The sequence below is a fragment of the bacterium genome (genome assembly GCA_024228115.1).
In the GTDB taxonomy this organism is placed as follows: domain Bacteria; phylum Myxococcota_A; class UBA9160; order UBA9160; family UBA6930.
This window is the reverse complement of sequence record JAAETT010000052.1, coordinates 18519-42282: the sequence shown is the minus strand read 5'-3', so window position 1 is coordinate 42282 and position 23764 is coordinate 18519. Positions and strand designations below refer to the sequence as shown.

General features: G+C 65.6%; 21 protein-coding genes and 1 pseudogene. 15 read left to right on the top strand and 7 right to left on the bottom strand.

Going from position 1 to position 23764, the window contains the following annotated elements:
* Window positions 1-5 precede the first annotated feature (5 nt).
* Together GY937_02310 and GY937_02305 are read right to left on the bottom strand one after the other, a co-directional pair.
* Window positions 6-1718, bottom strand: a complete 1713-nt coding sequence (locus GY937_02310; protein MCP5055538.1) for a glutamine--tRNA ligase/YqeY domain fusion protein — start codon at window positions 1716-1718, stop codon at window positions 6-8.
* Window positions 1691-3502, bottom strand: a complete 1812-nt coding sequence (locus tag GY937_02305; protein MCP5055537.1) for a carboxylesterase family protein — start codon at window positions 3500-3502, stop codon at window positions 1691-1693. The genes GY937_02310 and GY937_02305 overlap by 28 nt, the downstream gene beginning before the upstream one ends.
* Window positions 3503-3685: 183 nt before the next feature.
* On the opposite strand from GY937_02305, the gene GY937_02300 reads away from it, so the two are divergent.
* The 6 genes from GY937_02300 (at window position 3686) to GY937_02275 (ending at window position 8729) form a co-directional block, all read left to right on the top strand.
* Window positions 3686-4057, top strand: a complete 372-nt coding sequence (locus GY937_02300) for a hypothetical protein (GenBank protein MCP5055536.1) — start codon at window positions 3686-3688, stop codon at window positions 4055-4057.
* A 430-nt stretch (window positions 4058-4487) separates the two neighbouring features.
* Window positions 4488-4799: a cobalamin B12-binding domain-containing protein gene (locus GY937_02295; GenBank protein ID MCP5055535.1), complete on the top strand. Its 312-nt coding sequence runs from the start codon at window positions 4488-4490 to the stop codon at window positions 4797-4799.
* The gene (locus GY937_02290) at window positions 4751-5200 is read left to right on the top strand and encodes a hypothetical protein (GenBank protein MCP5055534.1); all 450 of its coding nucleotides are present in this window, start codon (window positions 4751-4753) and stop codon (window positions 5198-5200) included. The genes GY937_02295 and GY937_02290 overlap by 49 nt, the downstream gene beginning before the upstream one ends.
* Before the next feature lie 37 nt (window positions 5201-5237).
* A complete protein-coding gene (locus GY937_02285; GenBank protein MCP5055533.1) occupies window positions 5238-5993 on the top strand; it encodes a radical SAM protein in 756 nt (251 codons plus the stop codon).
* Window positions 5994-6100: 107 nt separating this feature from the next.
* A complete protein-coding gene (locus GY937_02280) occupies window positions 6101-7534 on the top strand; it encodes a lytic transglycosylase F (GenBank protein MCP5055532.1) in 1434 nt (477 codons plus the stop codon).
* A 79-nt stretch (window positions 7535-7613) separates the two neighbouring features.
* Entirely contained in the window at window positions 7614-8729 is a 1116-nt protein-coding gene (locus GY937_02275; protein ID MCP5055531.1) for an MFS transporter, read from the top strand.
* A 6-nt stretch (window positions 8730-8735) separates the two neighbouring features.
* On the opposite strand, the gene GY937_02270 is transcribed toward GY937_02275, so the two are convergent.
* A complete protein-coding gene (locus GY937_02270; protein MCP5055530.1) occupies window positions 8736-8963 on the bottom strand; it encodes a hypothetical protein in 228 nt (75 codons plus the stop codon).
* A complete protein-coding gene (locus GY937_02265) occupies window positions 8960-10156 on the bottom strand; it encodes a glycosyltransferase family 4 protein (GenBank protein MCP5055529.1) in 1197 nt (398 codons plus the stop codon). The genes GY937_02270 and GY937_02265 overlap by 4 nt, the downstream gene beginning before the upstream one ends.
* A gap of 318 nt (window positions 10157-10474) precedes the next feature.
* Here GY937_02265 and GY937_02260 point away from each other — a divergent pair.
* The 5 genes and pseudogenes from GY937_02260 (at window position 10475) to GY937_02240 (ending at window position 16103) form a co-directional block, all read left to right on the top strand.
* A pseudogene (locus tag GY937_02260) lies at window positions 10475-12297 on the top strand (NAD(P)/FAD-dependent oxidoreductase).
* The gene (locus GY937_02255; GenBank protein MCP5055528.1) at window positions 12294-12632 is read left to right on the top strand and encodes a hypothetical protein; all 339 of its coding nucleotides are present in this window, start codon (window positions 12294-12296) and stop codon (window positions 12630-12632) included. Before GY937_02260 ends, GY937_02255 begins: the two are co-directional and overlap by 4 nt.
* A gap of 74 nt (window positions 12633-12706) precedes the next feature.
* Entirely contained in the window at window positions 12707-13429 is a 723-nt protein-coding gene (locus GY937_02250) for a polysaccharide deacetylase family protein (GenBank protein ID MCP5055527.1), read from the top strand.
* Window positions 13426-14520 carry a glycosyltransferase gene (locus tag GY937_02245; GenBank protein MCP5055526.1) on the top strand — a complete coding sequence of 365 codons (1095 nt, stop codon included), beginning with the start codon at window positions 13426-13428 and terminating at the stop codon, window positions 14518-14520. Before GY937_02250 ends, GY937_02245 begins: the two co-directional genes overlap by 4 nt.
* A 17-nt stretch (window positions 14521-14537) precedes the next feature.
* Window positions 14538-16103 (top strand): UbiA family prenyltransferase, encoded by a 1566-nt coding sequence (locus GY937_02240; protein MCP5055525.1) that lies wholly within the window; start codon window positions 14538-14540, stop codon window positions 16101-16103.
* Window positions 16104-16148: 45 nt separating this feature from the next.
* Here the strand turns inward: GY937_02240 and GY937_02235 are convergent, their stop codons facing one another.
* The 3 genes from GY937_02235 to GY937_02225 form a co-directional block, all read right to left on the bottom strand.
* Entirely contained in the window at window positions 16149-16517 is a 369-nt protein-coding gene (locus GY937_02235; protein MCP5055524.1) for a hypothetical protein, read from the bottom strand.
* Window positions 16514-17140 carry a histidine phosphatase family protein gene (locus GY937_02230; GenBank protein MCP5055523.1) on the bottom strand — a complete coding sequence of 209 codons (627 nt, stop codon included), beginning with the start codon at window positions 17138-17140 and terminating at the stop codon, window positions 16514-16516. Before GY937_02230 ends, GY937_02235 begins: the two co-directional genes overlap by 4 nt.
* A 68-nt stretch (window positions 17141-17208) precedes the next feature.
* Complete coding sequence (locus GY937_02225; protein MCP5055522.1) at window positions 17209-18396, bottom strand: hypothetical protein; 1188 nt, start codon at window positions 18394-18396, stop codon at window positions 17209-17211.
* A gap of 104 nt (window positions 18397-18500) precedes the next feature.
* On the opposite strand from GY937_02225, the gene GY937_02220 reads away from it, so the two are divergent.
* The 4 genes from GY937_02220 to GY937_02205 all read left to right on the top strand — a co-directional run bounded on the left by GY937_02220 (window position 18501) and on the right by GY937_02205 (window position 23678).
* Window positions 18501-20264, top strand: a complete 1764-nt coding sequence (locus GY937_02220) for a class I SAM-dependent rRNA methyltransferase (protein ID MCP5055521.1) — start codon at window positions 18501-18503, stop codon at window positions 20262-20264.
* A gap of 143 nt (window positions 20265-20407) precedes the next feature.
* Window positions 20408-21154 carry a PEP-CTERM sorting domain-containing protein gene (locus GY937_02215; GenBank protein MCP5055520.1) on the top strand — a complete coding sequence of 249 codons (747 nt, stop codon included), beginning with the start codon at window positions 20408-20410 and terminating at the stop codon, window positions 21152-21154.
* Window positions 21151-22779 carry a DUF560 domain-containing protein gene (locus GY937_02210; protein ID MCP5055519.1) on the top strand — a complete coding sequence of 543 codons (1629 nt, stop codon included), beginning with the start codon at window positions 21151-21153 and terminating at the stop codon, window positions 22777-22779. Before GY937_02215 ends, GY937_02210 begins: the two co-directional genes overlap by 4 nt.
* 26 nt (window positions 22780-22805) lie before the next feature.
* Complete coding sequence (locus GY937_02205; GenBank protein ID MCP5055518.1) at window positions 22806-23678, top strand: FecR domain-containing protein; 873 nt, start codon at window positions 22806-22808, stop codon at window positions 23676-23678.
* Window positions 23679-23764 lie beyond the last annotated feature (86 nt).

The following is a 23764-nucleotide window of genomic DNA, read 5'->3' as shown; positions in this document are numbered from 1 at the left end:
ACAACCTACGCTTTTCCGCGCTTCGCGAGCTTTCCCCAGGTATCGCGAAGGCCGACGATCCGGTTCAGGACGGGCTTGTCCGCGGTCGAGTCCGGATCGATGCAGAAGTAGCCGAGCCGCTCGAGTTGCAGGCGGGTGCCCGCAGGCGCATCTGCCAACGAAGGTTCCAGCCAAGCGGGATCCAGCGTTTCCAGCGAATCCGGGTTGAGTGCGTCCTCGAAGCCCTCGTCCCGGGGATCCGGTTCTTCATCCCGGAAGAGCACCTCGTAGAGACGCAGTTCCGCCGGCTTCGCATGGCGGGCCGAGACCCAGTGGATCGTGCCGCGAACCTTGCGCCCATCCGGTGCATCGCCACCCCGGGTTTCCGGGTCGTAGCGGCAATGCACCTCGATGACCTGGCCGTCGGCATCCTTCACGACGTCGGTGCAGGTGACGAGGTAGGCGTAACGGAGCCGTACCTCCTTGCCTGGTGTGAGCCGGTGGAATTTCTTCGGAGGGTCTTCCGCGAAATCATCCTGTTCGATCCAGAGTTCCCGGGAGAAGGGCACCTCCCGGCTCCCGGCCGTCGGATCTTGAGGATTGTTGACCGCCGAAAGCTCTTCGCTCCCGTCCTCGGGGTAGTTCTCGACGATGAGCTTGAGGGGACGCTGGACTCCCATGAAGCGGGGTGCCACCTCGTTCAGATGCTCGCGGATCTCGAACTCGAGCCGCGCAAGGTCGACGGTCTTCGGCTGGCGGGTGAGGCCGACGCCTGTACAGAATCTGCGGATCGATTCCGGGGTGTAGCCGCGCCGGCGCATGCCCGAGAGCGTCGGCATGCGAGGATCGTCCCAATCGCGGATGATGCCCGCATCGATCAGTCGGGCCAGATGCCGCTTGCTCATCACCGTATGGGTGAGGCCGACACGTCCGAATTCGATCTGCCGAGGCCGCGGGGCCGGAATGCCGACGTGCTCGAGGATCCAATCGTAGAGAGGCCTGCGATCCACGAATTCGTGGCTGCAGAGCGAGTGTGTGATGCCCTCGATCGCGTCCGAGAGGCTGTGGGCGAAGTCGTACATGGGGTAGATGGGCCAGGTCGTTCCCGTGCGCGGATGGGAAGTGGCCTGGATCCGGTAGAGAATCGGATCGCGCATGGGCAGCACCGATGAGCCCATGTCGATCTTGGCGCGAAGGACTCGTTCGCCGGGTTTGAACTCTCCGGCGCGCATGCGTTGGAAGAGGTCGAGGTTCTCTTCCGGGCTTCGCTCCCTGTAAGGGCTCGCGGTTCCCGGTTCTTTCAGCGTGCCTCGGTGCGCGGCGATCTCTTCGGAGCTGAGGTCGCAGACGAAGGCGGTGCCTTCGCGGAGCAGGACGCATGCGAACTCGAAGATCTGCTCGAAGTAATCGGAGGTGTGGTGGAGATGGTCGCCCCAATCGAAGCCGAGCCAACGAATGTCCTCCATCATCAACTCGGCGTAACGCGCTTCCTCGGCCGCCGGGTTCGTATCGTCGAAACGCAGATGGCAGCGCCCGCCGAACTCCTCGGCCACGAGGAAGTTCTGGCAGATCGCCGCCGCATGTCCGATGTGAAGGTGCCCATTCGGTTCCGGCGGGAATCGCGTCACGACCCCACCGACCTTTCCAGCCGCGAGTTCCTCGCGAATGATCTGGCGGATGAAGTCCTCCGGCGGTGCCGTTTCGTCGGCCACTACGGATGGACCAGTTCGTTGCCGCAATCCAGGGCCTCGAGCGTTTCGGGCTCCAGGCGATCCCAATCGAGCATCGCCCTGGCAACGGCGCAGCGGTTGGCCGGGTCGGTCAGGCGCGCATCGTCGGATAGGGCGGCAATGATCCCGGCGCTGGTTTCGATTTCACGCGCCATGCGCAGTCCGCCCTCGGCTGCGGCGTCGAGTCGCAGCCATTTTTCAGCTGCCTCATCTGGATCCCAGGCCTTCCAGGCCGGAAGATCCCCTCGGCGGCCACGGCCCGGATTCCCGCTGGCCGCGAATTGTGCCCAGTACGAACGCATGGCCGTGGAGAGTGCTTCGCGGCCGGGGAGGTTCTCCTCGGTGAAGAGCAGGCTGGTCTGAGGCCCGATGTTCCAATGCCCGAATACGAAGGGGATCTCGAAGCCGTGGGCCGCACCGAGAAGCTGCCCGAGGTCCTTCCCGAGAAGGGTCGGCTCGTCGTCCCAATCGAAGCGGTAGCCGAACACATGGCCCGGCTGCTGGGGCGCAAGAATCTCGGCCAGTTCGTCGACACCCGTGGCCTTCCAATGGCGCGTCATGTACTCGGCCGTCGTGAGGTAGCGCGCCTCGTCGTGGACCTGGGGCCAGATCCCGAACCAGCGATCCACATATTCCGGATCGAAGAAGAGGAAGAGCTTGTTCTCATCCCGGTTCGATCCGAGCAGGATCGGCACGTCGGCATGGCCATCTGGTCGTTCGAGGCCGCCGCGGATTCCGTCCGCCGGGAGCACGACACCATCGGTGAACGGTTTCGGCATCGCGTACATGCCGATGCCGCTGTCGTCGTAGCTGCCGAGCAAGGCGAAGGCATCCTGTTCGCGGAGGAACGCGGCGAGTTCTCGGTGGGTCATCTCCGCCAGTCGCTTCTTCGCGGCTTCACGATCCTCGGCGATTCCTTCCGCGATGAGGCGCGTGAAGACGATCTCGGCACTGCTCTTCTCGTGCCCCGGTTCGTCCGCATCCATCGGGTTCTCACCCCGGGCCGGCTGCTCGGCCCAGGTGCCACCGCTCTGGACGATTGCGCGGTGGAAGAGCCCGCGAGCGATCGGCGAGGTGTAGAGCATCAACACGTTATGGCCGCCGGCCGATTCGCCGAAGATCGTGATATTGCCCGGATCGCCGCCGAAGCTGCCGATGTGTTCGCGCACCCAGCCGAGGGCCGCTGCGAGGTCGAGAAGCGCGAAGTTACCGGAGCTTTCTTCGGGGCTCGCACCCTCGCGGAGCGCCGGGTTTCGAAACCACCCGAACGCGCCGAGCCGGTAGTTCACGGTGACGACGACCACGTCCTCTTCGGCGGCCAGCCGCCCGCCGTCGTAGAAGGCAGACGTTCCGATGGTGTTGCCACCGCCGTGGATCCAGAAGAGCACGGGGCGGTTGGCGGCCGCCGCTGCTTTCGCATCCTCGCTTCGCGGCGCATACACGTTCAAGAAGAGGCAGTCCTCGTCACCCACCGGCTCGCCCGGATCCGCCGAGAGGTCTCCTCCCATTTCGCTCGCGAACTGCACGCAAGACGAGCCGAAAGAGAGTGCTTCGCGGGGTTCGTTCCACGTCGGGTGGGCCCTGGGCGCTCGCCAACGCAGGTTGCCGACGGGGGCCTGGGCGAAAGGGAGCCCCAACCAGGCGTGGGAGCCGTAGGTGTTCGTGAAACCGACCACGGGCCCGCTCGGGGTCTGCCGGATCGAAGTGAAATCGGCTCCAGCCTCCGGTTTCGGGCCCGAGCTGCAGGCAAGCAACAATGCCGGCACTGCCCACATCCACTTGAGGAATCCCATCTTCTCTCCTCCGATATCCCCACCAAGGGCGGGGAGCGCCGGAGGATAACCACGCAGGGCGGGGGGTGCCGGAAGCGCCCGGGCCGATTGGCTATTGACCCAGCGGCCGATTTCGCGGCATTCTGGCCACCCTCAGAATGGGGCAGCCGGTCGAGATCGTCCCAATCGGCCCAGGCCCCGTTGTTGCCGGTCTGGGACGATCCGAGCACGGGCACGGTTGCGGAAAGAGCCCGTGCCTACCTGGAAGAGAACTGCGCCCACTGCCACAACCCGGCGGGCCGCGCAGGACCAACCGGTCTCTGGCTGGACTACAACCGGCCCACTGGCGTGAACGCCGGCATCTGCAACCAGCCGGTCGCAGCGGGTCCGGGCAAGCTCGGCCTCACCTACGACATCGAGCCGGGCGACGCCTCGAGATCGATCCTGGTGAGGCGATTCGATCACCTTCGCCCGGCGGTCAAGATGCCAGAAATCGAGAAGAACCTGATCTACGAGGACGGCCTGGCCCTCATCACCCAATGGGTATCGGAGATGAACCTACCGCCCTGCCCGTGAGTCCCAACAGACGGCCCGGCCCGCTTCTGTGTCCTCCGACGCGGGCCGGGCCGTCTACCGTTCGGAGGGCTCGAACTCTTACGAGCCCAAAGCCGGAGCATCGATCTCCGGCGTTTTCTCGGTGCTTCCTGCTGGATCGCGGTGCCCGCGTGCGCCGTTGATCGCCTGCAGGGGTCAGCGGTAGAACAGCATCCCAGCGGGGATGAACGCTGTTTCCACAACGAAATGAGTTACCTATCTCGTGTGGTTGATCACTCACCCAACCGATGAGAGAATAGGTTTCCGCCCCACGGATCCCGTTCGTCGGTTCTGTCCTATTTTGCCCGTGCTGCCAAACGCGGTTTGAGCGAAAGGCCCCCCTCCTGATGAAGGTCACCCTCGTCTATCCCTCGACCCTGCCGGGTGAAAAGCCCGAGTACGGCTTCCGCCGATGGGCATCCTCTACATCGCCGCCGAACTGAGGCGCGCGGGTGTCGAAGCGGGTGTGATCGATGCGGACATCGAGGGTCTGACCGTCAAGGAGACCGCCGATCGCACCATCGCGATGGAGCCGGACCTGGTGGGTTTCCCGGTGATGACGCCGCAGTTGCCGGCCACGCTCGAGGCGTGTTTCTGGCTGAAAGAACTGGCGCCCGAGATTCCGATCGTGATCGGGGGGGGGCGCACATCAGCTCGACCCACACCGATATCTTCATGCTCAGTGAACATTTCGACTTCGCCATTTCCGGTGAGGGCGAGCTGACCATGATCGAAGTCTGCAAGGCGATGGAGCAGGGCACGCTGCCCGATTGCCTGAAGGACATCAAGGGTGTCATCTACCGGGATCCGCTCGGGCTGGTCGTCACGAATCCGCCGCGCTCCATCTACAAGGAACTCGATGACTTCGCACCGATCGACTACGGCATGGTCGACGTGATGAAGTACAAGATTCCGACGCTCCCCGGGCCGCCGGTGGTCGGACTGATGATCACGCGCGGTTGCCCGTTCAAGTGCACCTATTGCGACGCACCGACCACCACCGGAAAGAAGATCCGTTTCCATTCACCCGAACGCGCTGTTTCGGACATCGTACGGCTCCACAAGGAATTCGGTGTGCGCGGGTATTCCTTCCGGGACAGTACGTTCACGGCCAAGAAGAAGTAGGGTCGTCGAATTCTGTGAGAAGCTGATCGAGAGCGGTGTGGACGTCGCCTGGCGTTGCAATACGCGGGTCGATTGCGTGACCGAAGAGCTGCTGACCCTCATGAAGAAGGCCGGCTGTCATGCGATCAACTTCGGTGTCGAATCCGGCCACCCGGACATCCCGAAGCGGATCCACAAGGACGTGCCGGAAGGCCAGGTCGAGCGCGCCCACGAGTGGACCAACAAGCTCGGTATCCGGACGTACACGACGTTCCTGGTCGGATGCCCCGGCGAGACCGACGAGACGATTCGCACCAGCCTCGAGTTCGCGAAGAAGATCCGCCCCAGCATGGCGATGTTCTTCGTGACGATCGGCTATCCCGGGACGGAGATGTACACCGAGGCGGTGAAGGAAGGCCTGGTCGAGCCGCGCTGGTGGCATACCCAGGGCTGGGACGAAGGCACGAGCACGGCCTTCGAGAAACGTTGGGGCTGGAGCGCCGATGCCGGCGCGCTCACGATCCCGGGTTTCGACTCCGAGGGCTGGCAGAAGCGCTGCACGCGGGAGTTCTACTTCCGTCCGCAATTCATCTGGGACACGCTCGTCTTCATTGCAAAGAACCCCTACTTCCTTCGCCATGCGGTCACCTTGGCACTCGAACTCCTTCCGATTGGCAAACTTCGGATCCCGTTCCTCGGCAAGGGCGGGAAGGTGAACGAGGAAGCCCAGAAGTACTCCCAGTGCCCGTCGGAACCGACCAAGGCCTATGTGAAGCGGGATGACGCCGATCGCAGGTCCATCGACGCGGGCTGATCCCACCGGCATTCCAGGCTCATCGGGTTGAGCGGCCCCGGCTGACGTATCCTCCACCTGTGACCCGGAAACGGCATAGGGCGGCTCGGACGTGGCTCGCATCGGCAATGGCCATCGGTTGCCTGGTGGCTTGCGGGGAATCGGAGGGGCGACTTTCGGGGCTCCAGCCGGAATCGATCCCCGCGCTCTGGGATGATCCGGATCCCCGGCTCGCTCGCATGCTTCAGGTTCGCAAGGACGAGCCGCTCGAGCGCGACGTTCCGATGGTCCGTGTCCTGGTGAGCTACGACCTCTCCAACTATTTCGTCGACAAAGGGCGACCGCGGGGCTTCGAGTACGAGTTGATGACGGGCTTCGAAGCCTTCCTCGCCGAGCGGACGGCGGATCCGGTTCCGCCACGCGTGGTCTTCGTGGCGATGCCTTTCGAACGCTTGATCCCAGCGATCGCCAATGGTCGGGGAGATATTGCCGCGGCCGGCATCACGATCACCTCAGAGCGTGAGGCGCTGATCAGCTTCAGCAGTCCGTATCGTCGGGGTGTCCGGGAGGCGGTCGTCCGCCATCGGGATGCCGATCCCATCACGACTGCGTGGGATCTGGCGGGCCGGAAGGTGCATCTTGCCAGTGGCACGAGCTACGTCTCCCATCTGGAGCGGCTGAATGACGAGCTGCGCGCCGCGGGGTTGGAGCCCGTCACCATCGAACTCGCCGATCCCTCCCTTCAAACCGAGGACTTGCTCGAGATGGTTCACGCGGGCGTCTATGCGTACACGGTTGCGGACGACCATCTCGCAGATGTCTGGTCGGAATTGCTGGAAGGCCTGGTCGTCGAAAGCGCCAGCGTGAACGAGGGCGGCGAGCTTGCCTGGGCGGTTCGCAAGGACAATCCCCAGCTTCGCGCGGCTCTGGACGCCTACGTTCGAACGCGGCGCGAAGGCACATTCGCGGGCAATCTGCTGTTTCGTCGGTACTACGAGACGACCCGTTGGATTCGCAATCCCGTCAATCCGGCCACCCGCGGACGGATCGCAAGATTGCGGCCCTACCTCGAGCGCTCCGCGGAGGAGTACGGCTTCGATTGGTTGGAACTGGTCGCGATCGCCTTCCAGGAGTCACGGCTCGATTCCACCGCGGTGAGCCGCCACGGAGCGGTTGGTGTGATGCAGGTCAAGCTCGCCACGGCAGCAGATCCGAATGTGGACGTCCGGGACGTTGCCCAGGATGATGAGGCGAACATCCGCGCCGGCGCACGCTACCTGGCCTTTCTTCGGGACCACTATTTCTCTGCCCCGGAGATCTCGCCCGCCACACGATTCGATTTCATGGTCGCCGCCTACAACGCGGGCCCCGCCCGCATCCGCAGGCTGCGAGCGGCTGCGGCCCGGGAGGGGCTCGACCCGAACCGTTGGTTCGGCAACGTCGAGCACGTGGCCCGGAGGCGAATCGGCCGGGAGACCGTCGTCTACGTAGGCAACGTGAACAAATACTACGTGGCGCTTCGTTCGATGGAGGCGCAGTTGGAGCCTCGCACGGAGCACTGAACCCGACGTACCGGGCGGCCCGGCCCGAGTTGCCCTCGACCCGCGCCAGGAGCCGGCGACTGCCTATCCTCTCCGGGCGATGCTGCTGTTGGCCCATCTGGGCTTCCTGATCTTCGGAACGATCCTGGTGGTCGTGGGCTCGACGCAATCGGCTCTGGCCGAAGGGCTCGGCATCGGGCTCGAGGGAACGGGTGGGTTGGCAGCGGCCGTTTCCTTGGGCCTTGGCATCGGCGTCGTCATGGCGGGGCCGCTGACGGATCGTTGGCCCCGGCGCCCGCTCTTCGTGATGGCCGCGCTGGTCGCGAGCCTGGGGCTCGCCTTTGCGGCGGCGGGCGCCAGCGTCTGGTGGGTTGGAGTGAGGCTCGGCCTCGCCGGAGCGGGTGCGGGTTTCTTCGAGACGATCCTGAACACGGTGGTCGCGGAGACCGACCCGGAACGGGCGGAACGCAGGCTGGCCTCGGTGCACGCTGCAGCGACGGCCGGTGCGGTGGCGGCGCCGCCGTTCCTGGCGATGCTCGCCGAGGGCGACGGTTTCGGCGGTGCCTTCCTTGCGTGCGCGGTGGGTTTCGGATTCGTGGGGCTCTTCGGTTTGGCGGTGCCGCTGCCCGGTCCGTCGTCCCCGACGACGAATCCGGCGTTGGGAGCTGACACGAGGTCCTGGCTGGGCCTGCTCCCGTTGCTGGTCGCCAGCGCTGCCTATGTCGGCTTCGAGACGGCACTGACGGCCTTTGCTCCCGCGTTGGCGAAAGCCCAGGCACTTCCGACGGACCAGGGCGTAGCGGCGATCAGCGCCTTGTGGCTGGGGCTCCTCCTCGGCCGGCTCGCCTTCCTCCTCTCCGGTCGGTCGGCCGGGGCGAGTTGGCTGGCGGGTGCCGGCCTCCTGGCGACCTTGCTGCTCGGTGTTGGCCTGGCTTTGGAGCTACGTTCTCTCGTGCTCGGGTTCGGTGCGCTGGGCTTCGTACTCGGCACGGTCTTCCCCATCCTGATTGCCGTAACGGCGCGTCGCTTTCCGACGAGGCGCGCGACCGCCGTGGGTCTCGTTGCGGGGGCAGGTGCAGTCGGAGGCGCGCTCGTTCCGTGGTTCGGTGGCGTGGTCGGGGATCGCGCCGGACTCCCGGGCACCTGGGTGATCCTGGTCGGCTGCTGCCTGGTCCTCGCAGCGGCAGGCGTGTCGGCCAGCCGCCGCGGCTCCTGAGGCCTTCTAGTCTGCGGAGCGTCCCGGGCGGGATGCCCCGTCGGGGTCGCCGGATTCGGTGGGCTTTGGAACGAACATCGCCACGACGCCCCCGATGAGCCCGAGGGCCATCAGGCCACTTCGCCACAACAGACCCTGGGCGATGGCCAGCGCATGGGTGAGCCGACGTATGAAGATCGCGTCGCCCCCGAAGTGGTAGGGGGGATAGAAGGTGGTGACCATCGCGATCTTCATGAAGGTGGCATGCCGGCGGTGGCCTCGAGGGCACGTCGTGTTTCGCGGGCGGTGATGTCCCAGGAGAGTGCGTTTGCCCGCTCGAGAGCCACCTGCCCCAGCGCGTCCCGGCGTGCCGGGTCGCTCCAGAAGGCTTCGGGGCAGCCCTCGAAGCCACCGGAGTCCTTCGGGTCGAAGAACAGGCCGCCGCCGCGGAGCACGTCGGGAAGAGGGCTCTCGACAGTGGCGAGGCACGGCGTGCCACAGGCCGCCGCTTCGACCGCGGGCAATCCAAAGCCTTCTTCGAGGGACGGAAGCACCAGGGCGGTCGCGCCGTTGTAGAGATCGCAGAGCGAATCGTCCGGCACGAAACCGGCCCACAGCACCCGATCGGTGAGACCCGCGAGTGCGACCTCCCGGCGGATCGCCGTGACGTTGCCGTGGAACACATCGCCCTGGTAGTCGCCCACGAGGATCACGTGCAGATCCTTGGGCGGAGTCGTTCTTCCAAGGGCCCGCACGAAGCCGATCACATTCTTGTGTGGGTTGAAGCCGCCTACGTAGAGCAGGTAGGGCGCATCGGTCGGGACGTCATGGTCTGCGAGCCAACGTGTGAGCGGGCTCCGGTCCGCCCGTTGCGAGAAGGCAGGCGACGGGCCCTCGGGCGTCACGAAGATCCGCTCCTCCGGGATCCGCATCTCGCTCGCGATGCGGCCGCGCGCGTATTCGGAAACGGTCACGATGCTGGTCGCCTGCCAACGGGCAAGGCGCGATTTCAGATTCCATAGCAACCGCGTGCGCCAATCGGGAAGAACGACACGGCCATGCCGTTCGGGGATGGTGTCGTGGATGGCGACAGCCACTTTCAACCGCGAGGGGATGGGAAAATAGCTGTAGACCGATGGGAAGTAGAAGACATCGAGTTCTTCTGCTGCGACACCGCGGCCCATGCGAAGCAGATCGCCTACGCCACGGTTACCCCGAGCGGACGCCGCTGCCGCCTGGCTTTCCCGGGTGGCGAGACGGCACGTGGGCATGTTGGCGACGGACTCCGGAAGAGGAGCGGCCTCGGCGGTCTCATGATCGACGAAGAGCAGATAGTCGTGGGCGCCTTCCGCGATGAGGGGCGGCAGCAGCTCCCGCAGGAAGCGACCGTAACCCCGCCCCGAGCCGAGGCAGGTTCCGTCGATGCCGATGCGCAGTCTCTCACCCAAGGGGGGATGGATCCTCGATGTTGTGGTTTGCCCTGGCCGGTCGCTGTGAGTAGCCGTGGACAGGCCATCGGTGTTGAAGAAGACGCAAATCGTGGGCAGGTAGTCTGCCTTCCCCCCCGGGGCGTCCCGCTAACGGTGCACTCCAAGCCCCGGTGGGCCAATTCGAGGGCTCCAAAGAGCCACCGTCTCGGTTCCAAATGGGCTTTGGCCGGCCCACAGGTCGGCCGATGGTTCTGAAGCTTCTTCGGATGACACGCTTTTGGCTGTAGCGACGACTCACTCCGAGAACCCCGCCTGACTCACACTCCAGGAGCCTCCTTGTATCACTGCGTCGTCATCGGCGGTGGCCCCGCGGGCCTGACCGCAGCCTATGAGCTCGCCAAGCTCGATCGTCACTCGATCGTCTTCGAACAGGACGAGCTGGTCGGTGGCATTCTCGGACCGTCAACTACAAGGGCTACCGCTTCGATATCGGCCCCCACCGTTTCTTCACCAAGGTGGAAATGGTCCAGGAGCTTTGGGAGGAGATCCTTCACGAGGAGTTCCTGGTGCGGCCCCGCCTCTCGCGCATCTTCTACGGTGGGAAGTTCTTCCACTATCCGCTCAAGCCGGTCAACGCACTGCTGGGCCTCGGGCCGATCGAGGCCGTGCGCGTCGGCACCAGCTACCTGAAATCGATGCTCTTCCCGAACGAGGATGAGCGGACATTCGATCAATGGGTTTCCAACCGCTTCGGCAAGCGGTTGTTCGAGATCTTCTTCAAGACCTACACCGAGAAGGTGTGGGGAATGCCGTGCAACGAGATGACCGCTGATTTCGCAGCCCAGCGCATCAAGAATCTCGATCTTCTGACAGCCGTGCGGAATGCCTTCCTGGGCGAACGCGGTGAGGGCGGTGAAGTCGTCACCACCCTGACCGAGGAATTCCACTACCCGCGCCACGGTCCCGGCCAGATGTGGGAGAGCTGCGTCAAGCGGCTGGCCGACAAGGGCGTCGAGACGATCACCGAGACCCGGGTCGAGAGCGTGCGTCACGAGAACGGCCGCATCGCTTCCCTGGTGGTGAATGGGCCGGTTGGCCGCCGCGAGGTCGAAGGCGAGCATTTCCTGTCTTCGATGCCCGTTCGCACGCTGCTGAATTGCATGGATCCGGCGCCGCCGGAGAACATTCTCGCTGCGGCGAATTCGCTGCGCTATCGGGATTTCCTGACCGTGGGCTTGATCGTCGACCAGGAGGAGTCCTTCCCCGACAACTGGATCTACATCCATTCGCCGGACGTGAAGCTCGGGCGCATCCAGAACTTCAAGAACTGGAGCCCCCACATGGTGCCCGATACGAGCAAGACCTCGCTCGGTCTCGAGTACTTCGTGAACGAAGGCGACGAGCTTTGGACGTCGACGGATGAGGAGTTGATCGAGCTCGGCAAGAAGGAATGCGATCTGCTCGGCCTGGCACCGGCGGACAAGGTGATCGATGGGACGGTCATTCGGGTTCCGAAGGCGTACCCGATCTACGACGACAACTACCAGGACGCGCTCAAGGAAATCCGTGGCTGGCTCGACGAGATTCCGAATCTGCATCTGGTCGGACGCGTTGGCCAGCATCGCTACAACAAACAGGAACATTCGATGGTGACGGCTGTCTATGCGGCGGGAAACATTGCGGCGGGCGCGACGAACTACGACGTCTGGGACGTCAATGTCGAAGACGAGTACCACGAGGAAGTGACGGGCGGGGAGAGCGTCAGCACGAGCGGCGAGCGTGCCGTGCCGGGCCGGGTATCCGATCAGGATCTGCTGGAGCTCGTCCGCGAGGCCTTCGCGCGCTACGACGCTGCGGCACTGGGCGTCTCCCTGGGCGTCGTTTCGGCGCTCGGGTTGTTCTTCGCCACCGCGGCCTTGCTGGTGCAAGGGGGCCCCAACATGGGCGCCAATCTTTCTGTGCTCGGCAGCTACCTGCCCGGCTTCGCCGTAAGCTGGATGGGCGCGGCCTTGGGCAGTGTCGAAATGGGCGCCGCGGGCTTCGGCTTCGGTTGGCTGCTCGCGAAGCTCACCAACGGTGTGATTGCGCTCGAAGAACGCGATCTGCTGGGTCAGGTCGAGAGCCGGGCCCTGGATCCTTTCGAGGGGGATGACGGATGACGAGTCAGGCCGCAGCGAGCGGAGGACCGATCGACGAGCGTGCATTGATCCAGGCGGTAGTGGTTCGTATGCGAGCGCGCATCATGGCTGTGGTCTTCGGCATGGTCGGGGGCGTCGGCTTGTTCGGAGCCACGGTCTGGCTGCTGCTGCGCGGCGGGAAGCAGGTGGGCAAGACCCTGAATCTCTTGAACAACTACTTCCCGGGCTATGAAGTGAGCTGGCCCGGCGCGTTCCTGGGGCTCATCTACGGGGCCCTCGTCGGGGCCGTCCTGGGCTGGGCGGTTGCCTGGGTCTACAACCGGGTGGCCGATAGCCGCGATCCGGGACTTGGCTGAGTTGGCAGCTGGTCGGGAAACCCTGCCGCTAGCGATGGCGAGCCGTCAGAGCCCGGCCTGATGCCGGAGGATCCGTGCGCGCAGTCCTGACGTTTCACGGTGTCGATGACAGCGGCTCGGTGCTGTCCGTGTCGTCCGATGCGCTGGCGGGATTGGTCGCTGGAGTCCGGGCGGCAAATCACGAGATCGTTCCCCAGGCTGAGTTGATGGAGAAACCGGAGATTCCGGACCGCGTGGCGCTTACTTTCGATGATGGCTTTCGCTCGGTCCACGATGCGGCGTTTCCCGTGCTGCGCGATGCCGACGCACCAGCCACGCTCTTCTTGACGACGGGATTTCTGGGTAGCGACAATCATTGGCCCGGACAGCCGGGCTGTGCGCCGCGTTTTTCGATGCTCGATTGGGAGTATGTGGAGGCGCTGCATGGTTCGGGCTGGGCCATCGAGGCCCACACTGGGCGCCACCTGGATTTGAGAACGCTTGGCGCGGATGAGCTCGATGCCGAGCTGGCGGTTGCGGATGAAGCCATCGAGGCCCGGCTGGGTCGGCGTCCCGAGGCTTTTGCCTACCCTTACGGTTACCACGACGAGCGAGTGCGAGAGCGTGCTTCCCGCCGCTATCGCTGGTCGTGGACGACCCGCCTGGCCGCGCTCAGCGGTGGAGAAGCTACGACGATGCTCCCGCGTCTGGATGCATTCTACCTGCGCTCGCCCCATGTGTACGACCGCTTTGGTGGCAGCGGGTTCTCGCTCTATCCGGCCCTGCGTCGCTTCCTCCGGGAGGTACGGGGCTCGTGAGCGAGGCGACTCCCACCAGCGTGACGGCGATCATGCCCGTCTACAACGGGCTCGGCTACCTGACGGAGAGTCTTCCGCCGCTGCTCGCTCTCGTCGAGGAGGGACGGCTGTGTGAGGTGTTGGTGGTCGATGATGGATCCACCGATGGCTCGGGCACCTGGGCCGCGGGGCGCGGGGCACGGGTTCTGAAGAGTGCCGGCCGTGTCGGACCGGGAGCGGCGCGCAATCAAGCCGCTCGCGAAGCGCGCGGTGATGTGGTGTTGTTCGTCGATGCAGACGTGGTGATCCATCCCGATGCGGTCGACCATCTGCGCAAGGCATTGGAGAGCCCCGACGTGGTCGCGGTGTTCGGATCCTACGACGACGCTCCGCCCGATCCGGCCTTCGCGAGCCAGTACATGAACCTGCGCCATCACCACGTTCATCACGAAGCCGCCGGAGAGGCGAGCACCTTCTGGGCTGGCTGCGGCGCAGTTCGCAAGGAAGCGTTCCTGGCCTGCGGCGGCTACGACGCCGAGCGCTCTGGTCGGCCCAGCGTGGAAGACATCGAACTCGGCTATCGCCTGCGCCGGGCCGGCGGTCGGATCCGTCTGATGCCGGAAATGCAGGGTACGCACCTCAAACAGTGGACGGTCTGGAGCGTGATTCACACCGATGTGGTCTGCCGCGCATTGCCGTGGTCGCGCATGTTGCTTCGCGAGCCCGAAGCCGTCTCGGATTTGAATTCCGGCGCCGCCGAACGGATCAAGGCCCTGCTCGCCGGGCTCCTCCTGCTCTCGATTCCGGCCGGGCTCCTGGGGGGCCTATGGCTGCTGCTTCCCCTCGGGCTTTTTGGCGCTGCCGTCCTGGTGAACCGCGGCTTGTTCGGTGTGTTCCGGCGGCGGCGCGGGCTGGCGCTCGCGGTGGGCGCACTGGCGTTTCATCAGCTCTACTACCTCTACAGCGGAGCAGCCTTCGTGCTCTGCTGGTTGGAGTTTCAACTGGGCATGGGCGACGAGCCGGGGGGATCCGCGCCGGCGCCCACTCCAGGAAATCACACGGACGGGGCGCTGGAACGGCCGCACCCTCCGCGTAGCGAGAGGTCGGGTTGAGCGATCCCCAGACCAGATTGTTCGGGGACTCGGAACTCGGGGACGCCGGGCCTGGGAAGCCCGATCCCGCTGGCTCCGGCTCCGATCCCGTTGGCTCCGGCTCCGATCCCGCCGCTTCCGGGCCCGATCCTGCTCGTTCCAAGGCCGATCGCGAGGCCTCGGGCCTGCCGCTGGCCGTCGATCTGGACGGCACATTGGTGGCGACGGATACCTTGTGGGAGAGTGCCCTCGCCCTCGTCAGGCAACGCCCCGGTAGCGCCTTTGCACTGCCGCTCTGGGTTCTCGGTGGCCGAGCTCGCTTCAAGAGCGAGCTCGCGGCGCGGGTGTGCCCGGATGCGGCAGCCCTTCCGTACCGCGAAGACGTGCTGGCCTATCTGCACGAAGCGCGGGACGAGGGCCGCCCGGTCATTCTCGCCACCGCGAGCCACCAGCGCACTGCCCAGGCGGTGGCCGATCACCTTGGCATCTTTCATGCGGTCATGGCCAGCGAGGGTGGCGTCAACCTGAAGGGCCCGCACAAGGCAGATGCACTGGCTGCGGCGTTTGGAGAGAAGGGCTTCGAGTACATCGGCGACGCTTCGGCCGACCGTCCGGTGTTCGCTCGCGCCGGCGCAGCGTCTTGGGTGGGTCGCGATCAACGTGAGGCCGAGAAGGCGACGGAAGGTGCACCTTTGGCGCGAACCTTCTGCGTCCCGCGGGTCGGCCTGGGTGCATGGCTGAAGGGGCTGCGCGTCCACCAGTGGGTGAAGAACGTCCTGATCTTCCTCCCCATCCTCGCCTCTCACCGCCTTGCTGAGCCGGCGCTCTGGGCCACCGCGGTTCTGGCCTTTCTCTGCCTCTCACTTTGTGCCTCCACGGTCTACGTCTTCAACGATCTGATGGATCTGGAAGCGGATCGGCGGCACCCGACGAAGTCTCGCCGGCCGTTCGCCTCCGGCCGCCTATCGATTCCTCAGGGGCTGGCCGCAATTCCGATACTGCTGGGCGTGGGGCTCGGGCTCTCCATCGCGTTCCTGCCGCCGGTCTTCACCGGCTGCCTCGGTGCCTACCTCGGCCTCAACGGGATCTACACCTTCGGTTTGAAGCGGGTTGCCATCGCCGATGTGACCTTTCTCGCGTGTCTCTACAGCTTGCGGGTCCTGGCGGGCGGCCTGGCCATGGGCATTCTGGTTTCCCCCTGGCTGATCGGGTTCTCGCTATTCTTCTTCCTGAATCTCGCGTTCTTGAAACGCTATGCGGATCTCCAACTGGTGGCCGCGGCGAAAGGCAGCGGCTCGCCCGGCCGGGACTACTCGGTCGAGGATGCGCCTCTGCTGCTCTCCCTCGGGCCGGCGGCCGGCTACATGGGTGTCGTGGTTCTCGCCCTCTACCTGCAAAGCGAGAACGTGACGATCCTCTACTCACGCCCCGAATTGTTGTGGGCCCTGATTCCACTCGTGGCCTACTGGATCAGCCGTGTCTGGTTGATTGCCCACCGGGGCGAGATGGACGATGACCCGGTGCTGTTCGCAACCCGGGATCCCATCAGTTACCTGGTGGGGGCCTTGGCGGTGGCTGTACTGGCTCTGGGGGCGGCTCTGTAGATTGCGCAAATTCAGCTACTTGCGCCGATTTGCGAAAGCGACAGTTCAACTCTTCTCCGCGAGCACGGCCTCCATCGGGCGCAGTAGCACGGGGAACCAATGGGGCTCCGAATGGGGTTCGCGGGGCGGGGCTTTCTCGACCGGTAGATCCAGCACACGGCCATCGCGCTTGTAGGCCGCCTGGTGGCCCGGGATCGATGCCAGCTTGCCGTGTTCGAGGAGAGCCAGCACCGCGTCGAAGAGTTCCCGCGGCGCGCCGGCCCAGATTACCCGGTTGCCCGGAAGCTCGATCTGGGTCTGCTCGCGGGTATCGCCAGCAAAGTGGCGATGCAGGGCGGCGAACGTCACGTAGTCGTGCTCGCGTACGTAGCTGAGCACTTGTTGCTCGAGGGTTTCGGGCACGGCCTCGCTCACGCCGGAAGCCCATCTCCTGTCGACAGATGCGCCGTCTCGTTGAACGCGATGAGTTCCGGCGGAGTCGACATGCGCAGATCGGTGACAGCGGCGTTGTCCATGGTGCGTCGCCACGAGCGCGGATCGTCATCCACCAGCAGACCGAAGGCCAGGGTGAGCGCTCCAGCGTGGCTGACCACGATGACCCGTTCGCCTGGGTGCGCCTCGGTGATGGTCTGCAACGCGCCGCCCAGCCGCTCGGCCACCTGCCGCGGGGATTCGCCGCCGCCGGGCTGCCAGTCCGGGTCTTCGTTCATGCGCTCGAAGAGGCGGTGCTCGACCAACAGCTCTTGGTAGGTCCGGCCTTCCCAGGTTCCAAGGTGATATTCCTGGAGGTCGTCGTGGATCAGGATGGGTAGCCCGAGAGCCGCCGAGATGGGGTCCGCCGTGTGACGGGCCCGGGTGAGGGGGCTCGAATAGAGGGCAACCGCATCCGCGCGGGTGAGAGCCAGGTGGCTGGCCACGCGACCCGCCTGGCCGTGGCCCCGCTCGCTGAGCGGCGTATCGGTCGAGCCGTGCCAGACGCCGCCGGCGTTGGCGGGCGTCTCACCGTGGCGCACGATGGAGAGAACGGTCGGAGTCATGGCAGGGGATCGTAGCCGAGGTCCCGGCCGAGGAGGTCCCCGGCTGTTCGCGGGGCGAGCGGGCGTGGCTACGTCTGCGAAGGCCCGGCCCCGCGGCCTTGTTGCGCATCCGCTGCCTTCCAAAGGCCCAGCCAGGCTGCGAGCTTCTCCTCCGTGTTCTGGGAGGAATCTTCGAGCACCCTGTCGGCAAGGTACGAGAGCGCGCGGCCAATGCGCGGGCCCGCAGGTTCGCCGAGCGCCTCCATGATGTCCCGACCCGACCAGACGAGTTCGGGAGGGTCGGAAGCGGCCAACTCGTCGGCGATGTGTTGCAGCTCGGCCAGCCGGGCTCTGGGGCCAGCGCCGGGCTCGCCCGTGAGTTCGAGTTCGATCTTTCGGAGCTCCTGCAAACCGTCGAACGCCTGGCGGGAGCCGAGGCGTCGCAAGGCCTTCCCCACACTACTCGGGCGCGGTGAGACCACGCGATCCAAGGGATGCAGTGCGAGGCCTCGCTCGATCTGACGGCTGCGTTCGCGGGGGACGCGCAGACGCGCCAATACCCGCCCCGCCTGGCCACCGCGCAACCAGGCCGTCCAACGCAGCGCCAGATCCTCGGGAAGACGGCCCACGAGGGCGGCGGCTTCCGGACGGGCGCGAGGGGCGAGCGCCGGTTCGAGGCCCGCCTCTCGGAGCAACGCCAACCCCCGTGAAGGCGACGCAGCCGACAGCAGCCCGTCGAGCTCGCGGCGCAAGCGGGCACCGAGCGCATCCGGTAGCGCGCCGGCCGCTGAGGCGAGCGCCGTCGTCAGCTCCGATGTCGGCTCCAGGTCGAGCTCGGCGACCAGGCGGATCGCGGCAAGCGCATTCAAGGGCTCCGCAAGGCGTCGGCTTCCGCCGGCCGGGCGCGCGATCCGCGCCGCCAGATCCGCCCGTCCACCCAGCGGATCGAGCCAGCGGTCGGCAAGGGCGTCGAAGCCGATGGCCGTCACAGCGAGTGTCGTCTTTCGAAGTGCGGCTTCGAGCGAGGATGCTGTCGGCATGAGTTCGACGACGAGCCCCGGAAGGCCGACGCGCACGGCACCTCCCGGCGCTGGCGCGATGGTGTGGGAAAGGCGGGTCAGGGCTTCGACGCGCGCCTCGCACAGCAGCTGGACATCCAGGGGAACGCGGCCCTCGCAGAGCTCGCGGGCGGCGCGGCCGACGATCGCAGACGCGATTCCCTGGTCGCGAAGGCGTTCCGCGATCGTCAGCACCGGTTGGGGAAGGGGAGCATCCACGCCTGGAGTGTACGAAACGCAGGTGAAACGGATCGGCCCCTGAGCCGCGGGCCTGGGCGATGGCGCGAGGGTCGGTTTTGGTCGAACGAGACTCCGGCATCGTGATGAGCGATAACCACCGCGTGAGCTGGCTCTACTTTCGTATCCCTGGCGTGGCCCTGCCTCAGGAGGAGGTGTGGCGACGGCTCGGGCGCCCGGGAGCCAAGAAACAACCGCTCTGCGGCGTGCGGTTCGGCCCCGGCGGCTGGATGCCCGGCGATCCGGTGGGCAGTCCGATTCTGCCAGCGGGCAGCGCGCTCTGCGCCGAGCTGCGGCCGGTGCGATGGCTGCGCCCACCCGAAGCAACCCGCTTGCGTCTTCTGTGCGGCCCGTTGGCGTGGCCCGAAGGAGAAGCGTCTGGCTTCCGCTTCCACACCGTCGAGGTGCGAGGAGATCTCCGCGAGTTGGAAGTGGATGCCACGAGCCCGCCCGAAGCAGAGTCGCCCGCCTGGCTCGCCCGATGCGCGCTCGATTGGCTGGCCGCGGTGGGCGCACCGGCCCTTGGTGATGTGCGTCGCGGGGGAGCGCTGCTTCGTCAGGGCCTGCGGGTCCGGCCTGCGGACGAGGATGCCCCGGACGGATGGTGGCCGGACGAGCCGATCCATCCCCCGGACGACGTGCTGCCCGAGCTGCGGGTTTCCGCGGCCACAGCGGCGGCGTTGGTCGCGGGGAACCCGTGGGTGCGCGCCGATCGGGAAACCGGGGATGTCGGCATGGTGCGGGTGGGTGGCCGCGTGAGGTTGTCGGGGCCGGGCCGTCGGGATCTGGGGCTCGCGCGAACCGACGGCGAAGGAGATCTCGTGGCTCGCCGATGGTCGTTGCCAGGCGAGCGAGAGCGGAGTGTCGCGACACGGGTCGAGGATGCGCTCGTCCGCCGCGCAGGATTTCACGCCGAATCCGGTGAGACGGACGCCTATCGGCTGATTCACGGAGAGGCCGATGGTCTGCCCGGCCTGGCCGTCGATCGGCTGGGCCCTCTTCTGCGGGTGATCGTGCAAGGGCGCTCTGCACTTGCTTTCGTCGCGGAAGCGATTCCTGTACTGCGGGAGATCATGGCCGATTGCATGGATGGCCCCCCGCCCGTGCTCGAGATCGTGAACCTGCGACGTCCCGATCCGTGCCGGCTGCTTTCGGTCCATCCCCACCAGCCGCTTCCCCTCGATGAGAAAGGCGGGTTGGTGGTCCGGGAAGCGGGCCTGCGCTTCTGGGTGGAACCCGGCATGAACGAAAGGTCACGTCCCCGGCCCGGAACCGGATTGTTCCTGGATCAACGCGCAAATCGCATTCGTCTGAGGGCCGAGGTGCAAGGCGGACGCTTCGCCAACTTGTTCGCCCATACCGGGGCATTCAGCCTGGCGCTTCTCGCAGGCGGGGCGGAGGAGGTATGGAGCGTCGATCTCTCGGCCGCCTACCTGCGCCAGGCCGAGGCGAACCTCATGCTTTCCGGGCTCGACCCGGCCCGGCATCGGGCCCGGCGCAGCGATGCACGACGCTTCCTGGAAGAAGAGGGCAACACCGCGTTCGACGGGATCGTCATCGATCCGCCGACGGCGGCGGCCGCAGGTCGACGGTTCTGGAGCGTGCGGAAGGATCTCGGGCCCCTGCTCGAGCGGGCATGGTCGCGGCTCTCCCCAGGTGGATGGCTGTTGGTCACGCGCAACGACCGGGGCTCTCGTACCCCGTTGGCGCGCCTCGCCCAACAAGCAGCCGAACGCGCTGGAGGTGGCCTCGCGACGATCGAAGAGGCGCGACCCGGTCCGGACTTCCCCCGGCTCCGGGGCTTTCCCGAAGGCGACCCCTTCGAGGGGCAACTCCTACGCAACTCCTGACCGAAGCCCCCGAGAACGACCCCGAAGGGAAAGCGAGCGTCCCGAAGGGCATTTTCTTGCGACATTTTTGAGCCTCACAGGCCACTCACCAGTTGACCCGCTGCATCCGGTTTCGCGGCTGCGACCAGGGAGGGTGAGAGGAGATGAGCTCGATGTTTTCCAATTCGTTCACGCGCGAGGCACGCATCCTTGGTGTCGCACTCGTATTTGCATTCGCGGCGGCTGCGGCTCAGGCCTCGCCGATCGACCTGTTCTTCGACGGCAGCGTGCTGGCCAGCGACGGGAATCCGTATGGATTGTCCGCCCAGGCCCAGGCCGATTTCCTTGCCAATGGAGGGCAGGTCATTGTCCCCAACTCGCTGGGGCTGGTCGGTTCGACGCTCACGATTACCAACCCGGTGGACATCACTTCGAACTACATCCCGGGTGGTCCGGACTTTATCGCGAACCCCGCGCAGAATCAGAACGATTGGCAGTTCACTGCGAACCAGCCATTGACTGACGTCTGGATCGTCTTCCGCGGTCATGATCCCACGGATGTTCTGGGTGCAAATAACATCGCTGGGGGCTATCAGCCCCAGAACGTTGGATTGAATCTCGATCCGATGAGCACCACCGACATCTGGCGCATGATCAACTTGCCGGCCGGAGGCGGAGAACCCGCGACGTCGTATCTTGCACTCTACCTGGGCGATTTGACCTCAGGCCAAAGCGTGACTAAATCACTTCAGTATCGCGTCACGCAAGATATCCTCACGAACACATCGGGAGATCTCCAATTTCCGAAACACCTCGTTGGTTTGATGTTCGCGCCCGTTCCCGAGCCGGGAATCGTGGTGCTCCTGGTCACGACCGGTCTCGGGCTGGCGCTGCGTCGCCGGTTGGTGTGAGCACCCAGCTTCGAAGTGCCGCGTGCGTTGCGGCACTGCTCGTCTACCTGCCGCTTGCTGCCTTCGCCGAAGGAAGTGTCGAGGACTCCCGTGCCACGGCCCTCGAGCGCTCCGGACGTTGTTCGGAGGCGCTCGATTTATTGGCCGGTGTCGGTGAACCCTCCGCCGCCGAACACTTCCTCCGTGGTCGTTGCCACGTGCAGTTGGCCCAGTATCCCGCCGCCGAAAACGAGCTGCGCGCTGCACGGGAGGCCGACTCCAGCCTTCAGCATGTGGATCTCTACTACGCGATGGCCGCGTTCCACCTGGGCGACATCCAGGCTGCGGAAGCCGCCATTGCCGAGGCGAAGGCCGATTCCAGTGATCGCGCCGAGTTGCATCTCTACGAAGGGCTGCTGGCTCTGCGCCGCCAGGAAAACGCTGCGGCGGCGGCCTCGCTCGATCGTGCGCGGGCCACGTCCACGACCGTCGAGCCGACCGCCTCGTACTATGCCGGGCTCGCCTTCGCGGGCGCGGAAGACGAAGCGCAGGCCATCGAGGCCCTCGATCGCGTGATCGCGATGGAGCCCCAGGGGAGCGTCTGGGCAGAAGAGGCGCGCAAGGCGAAGGAGCGAATCGAAGCCACGGATGGTGGTTCCTGGTGGGCCTGGGCCACCGTCGGCGTCGAGTACGACGACAACGTGGTCCTCCGATCCCAGGGAACCCTCCTGCCCCGTGGAATCAGCGGCAGCCACGACATGCGCAGCGTCTGGACGCTGCACGGTGGCTACGAGTTCCTGCGCGAGAAGGACTGGTCGGCGGGCGTGGCGATGACCTACTACGGGTCGGCCCACTACGACCTCGAAGAGTTCAACCAGCACAATCCGGTGCTGAGTCTCTGGGTCGATCGGCGCCTCGCCGAGGCTACGACGCTGCGGCTTCGCTTCGACTCGAGTCACTCCTGGATCGACGGCAAGCCCTTCCTGCACTCCGATACGCTGACGCCCACCCTGTTCCACGAGTGGGGCACGCCGGGCCGCTCCAAGCTGTATGGCTCGATCTACGACTACAACTACATGTACAGCTCTTCCGGCGAGACCATCGACGGAAGGGGGCAGCCCTTCTCCAGCTGCTTCAACCCGGGAACCACTTTCTGCTCACCGCCGGGAGTCCAAGAAGGCCAGGACCGGAACCAGGATGGTTGGGGCTTCACCATCGGTGCCGATCACTCCATTCCGGTGGGATTCTTCGAGACCGAGTTGACGTTCGGCTACCGCTATGACCGGTACAGCGCCCGAGGCAGTGAGTATTCCTACCAGGGGCACGAGTTCCGGGTCGAGACCGATACCCGGCTCCCGATGGAGTTCCAGCTGCGAACGCTCGTGAGCTACACCCTGCGCCCCTACAGGAACAACTCGTCGTTCCCCGATCCGCAGGACGTGTTCTTCAACCTGGAATACCCGCTCCAGAACGAGAACCGCCGCGACGACGCCTGGTACTACTCGGTCGCACTCGAAAAGAAGCTGACCAAGGAGTTCTCCGCTGAAATCGCCTACCGGTACATCAAGAATCACTCGAATGTGGCTGTATTCGACTACGACCGGGAAATCCTGGGCTTGTACGTCACCTATCGCCTCGAAGAGTGACTCACTGTGAGAGGAGGTCTCTCCAAATGATCTGCACACGTATTTCCACTCTCCTGCTGGTCGCTGGGCTGGCGATGCAGGCCCTTCCGGCCACCAGCGTCGAGCTCGCCTGTGACGGCGATCCTTCCGAGGTCGTGGCCCAGGTCGTGGCGAAGTCCGGATCGGTTCACGCCCAGCGCGCCGGCGAGGATCCCCGCGCACTCTCCTGCAACGACGTCGTTCACGCCTGTGAGACCATTCTCACCTCGCCGGCCTCTCGGGTCGGCGTTCTAACGGACAATGTCTATGCCCAGGTTGACACGGGCAGCCGTCTCCAGATTGGCGCGGACGGCGACTCCCGTGGCTTGATCTTGCACGAAGGTGGCCTGCGCGTCATCGACGCGCGCGGAGAAGATGCCGCCGCCTTGCAGGTGACGACCCCTCACCTCGCGGCCCAGACCCTGCGTTCGGATACCGAATTCTGGGTGAGCGGTGCCGGGAGCACACGGCTCTGCAACCACAGCGAATCCGTGCAGGTTACCGGACACGGCGCTGCGGACCCCCTGGGCGTGGCGACGGGCTGTGCCGTGGGCGGAGGGCAGGGCGTTTCGGCCACGGACCACGCCGAGCCGAGCATCAGCGTGGAAAACACACCGAGCTGCGAGGTGGAGATCGCGGGTCTGTTCACACCCACGGATGTAGCGGCGCCCCAGTTTGGCGGCTCGGTCTTCCCGGATGTGGGTGCTCCGGACAAGTTCCGGCGCGATGCGTGTGAGGCCAGCAACTGCCCCAACCGCGTGACGCCGACACCGCCTGTGACGCCCCGGCGGCCGCGGCGCCCGAACCAGTTCCGTGTCGTCGACCCCCCGGTGGGCACCGGCTGCGGCGGGAACGGCTTCGGTTGCGGTGGTAACCCCTAGGCGTCAACCTGGCGTTTGGAGACAGCGGGGGAGCCGGCTCAGCCGACTTCCCCGCTCTTGCGTTCTGGACCCGAACAAGGAGAGGG

Excerpts from the sequence above, each read along its gene's own strand:
- GY937_02275 (MCP5055531.1), top strand. The coding sequence starts at position 7,614 with ATGCTGCTGTTGGCCCATCTGGGCTTCCTGATCTTCGGAACGATCCTG.
- GY937_02290 (MCP5055534.1), top strand. The coding sequence starts at position 4,751 with ATGCTCAGTGAACATTTCGACTTCGCCATTTCCGGTGAGGGCGAGCTG.
- GY937_02205 (MCP5055518.1), top strand. The coding sequence starts at position 22,806 with ATGATCTGCACACGTATTTCCACTCTCCTGCTGGTCGCTGGGCTGGCG.
- GY937_02220 (MCP5055521.1), top strand. The coding sequence starts at position 18,501 with ATGAGCGATAACCACCGCGTGAGCTGGCTCTACTTTCGTATCCCTGGC.
- GY937_02230 (MCP5055523.1), bottom strand. The coding sequence starts at position 17,140 with ATGACTCCGACCGTTCTCTCCATCGTGCGCCACGGTGAGACGCCCGCC.
- GY937_02305 (MCP5055537.1), bottom strand. The coding sequence starts at position 3,502 with ATGGGATTCCTCAAGTGGATGTGGGCAGTGCCGGCATTGTTGCTTGCC.
- GY937_02255 (MCP5055528.1), top strand. The coding sequence starts at position 12,294 with ATGACGAGTCAGGCCGCAGCGAGCGGAGGACCGATCGACGAGCGTGCA.
- GY937_02295 (MCP5055535.1), top strand. The coding sequence starts at position 4,488 with ATGGGCATCCTCTACATCGCCGCCGAACTGAGGCGCGCGGGTGTCGAA.
- GY937_02215 (MCP5055520.1), top strand. The coding sequence starts at position 20,408 with ATGAGCTCGATGTTTTCCAATTCGTTCACGCGCGAGGCACGCATCCTT.
- GY937_02280 (MCP5055532.1), top strand. The coding sequence starts at position 6,101 with ATGGCCATCGGTTGCCTGGTGGCTTGCGGGGAATCGGAGGGGCGACTT.
- GY937_02270 (MCP5055530.1), bottom strand. The coding sequence starts at position 8,963 with ATGAAGATCGCGATGGTCACCACCTTCTATCCCCCCTACCACTTCGGG.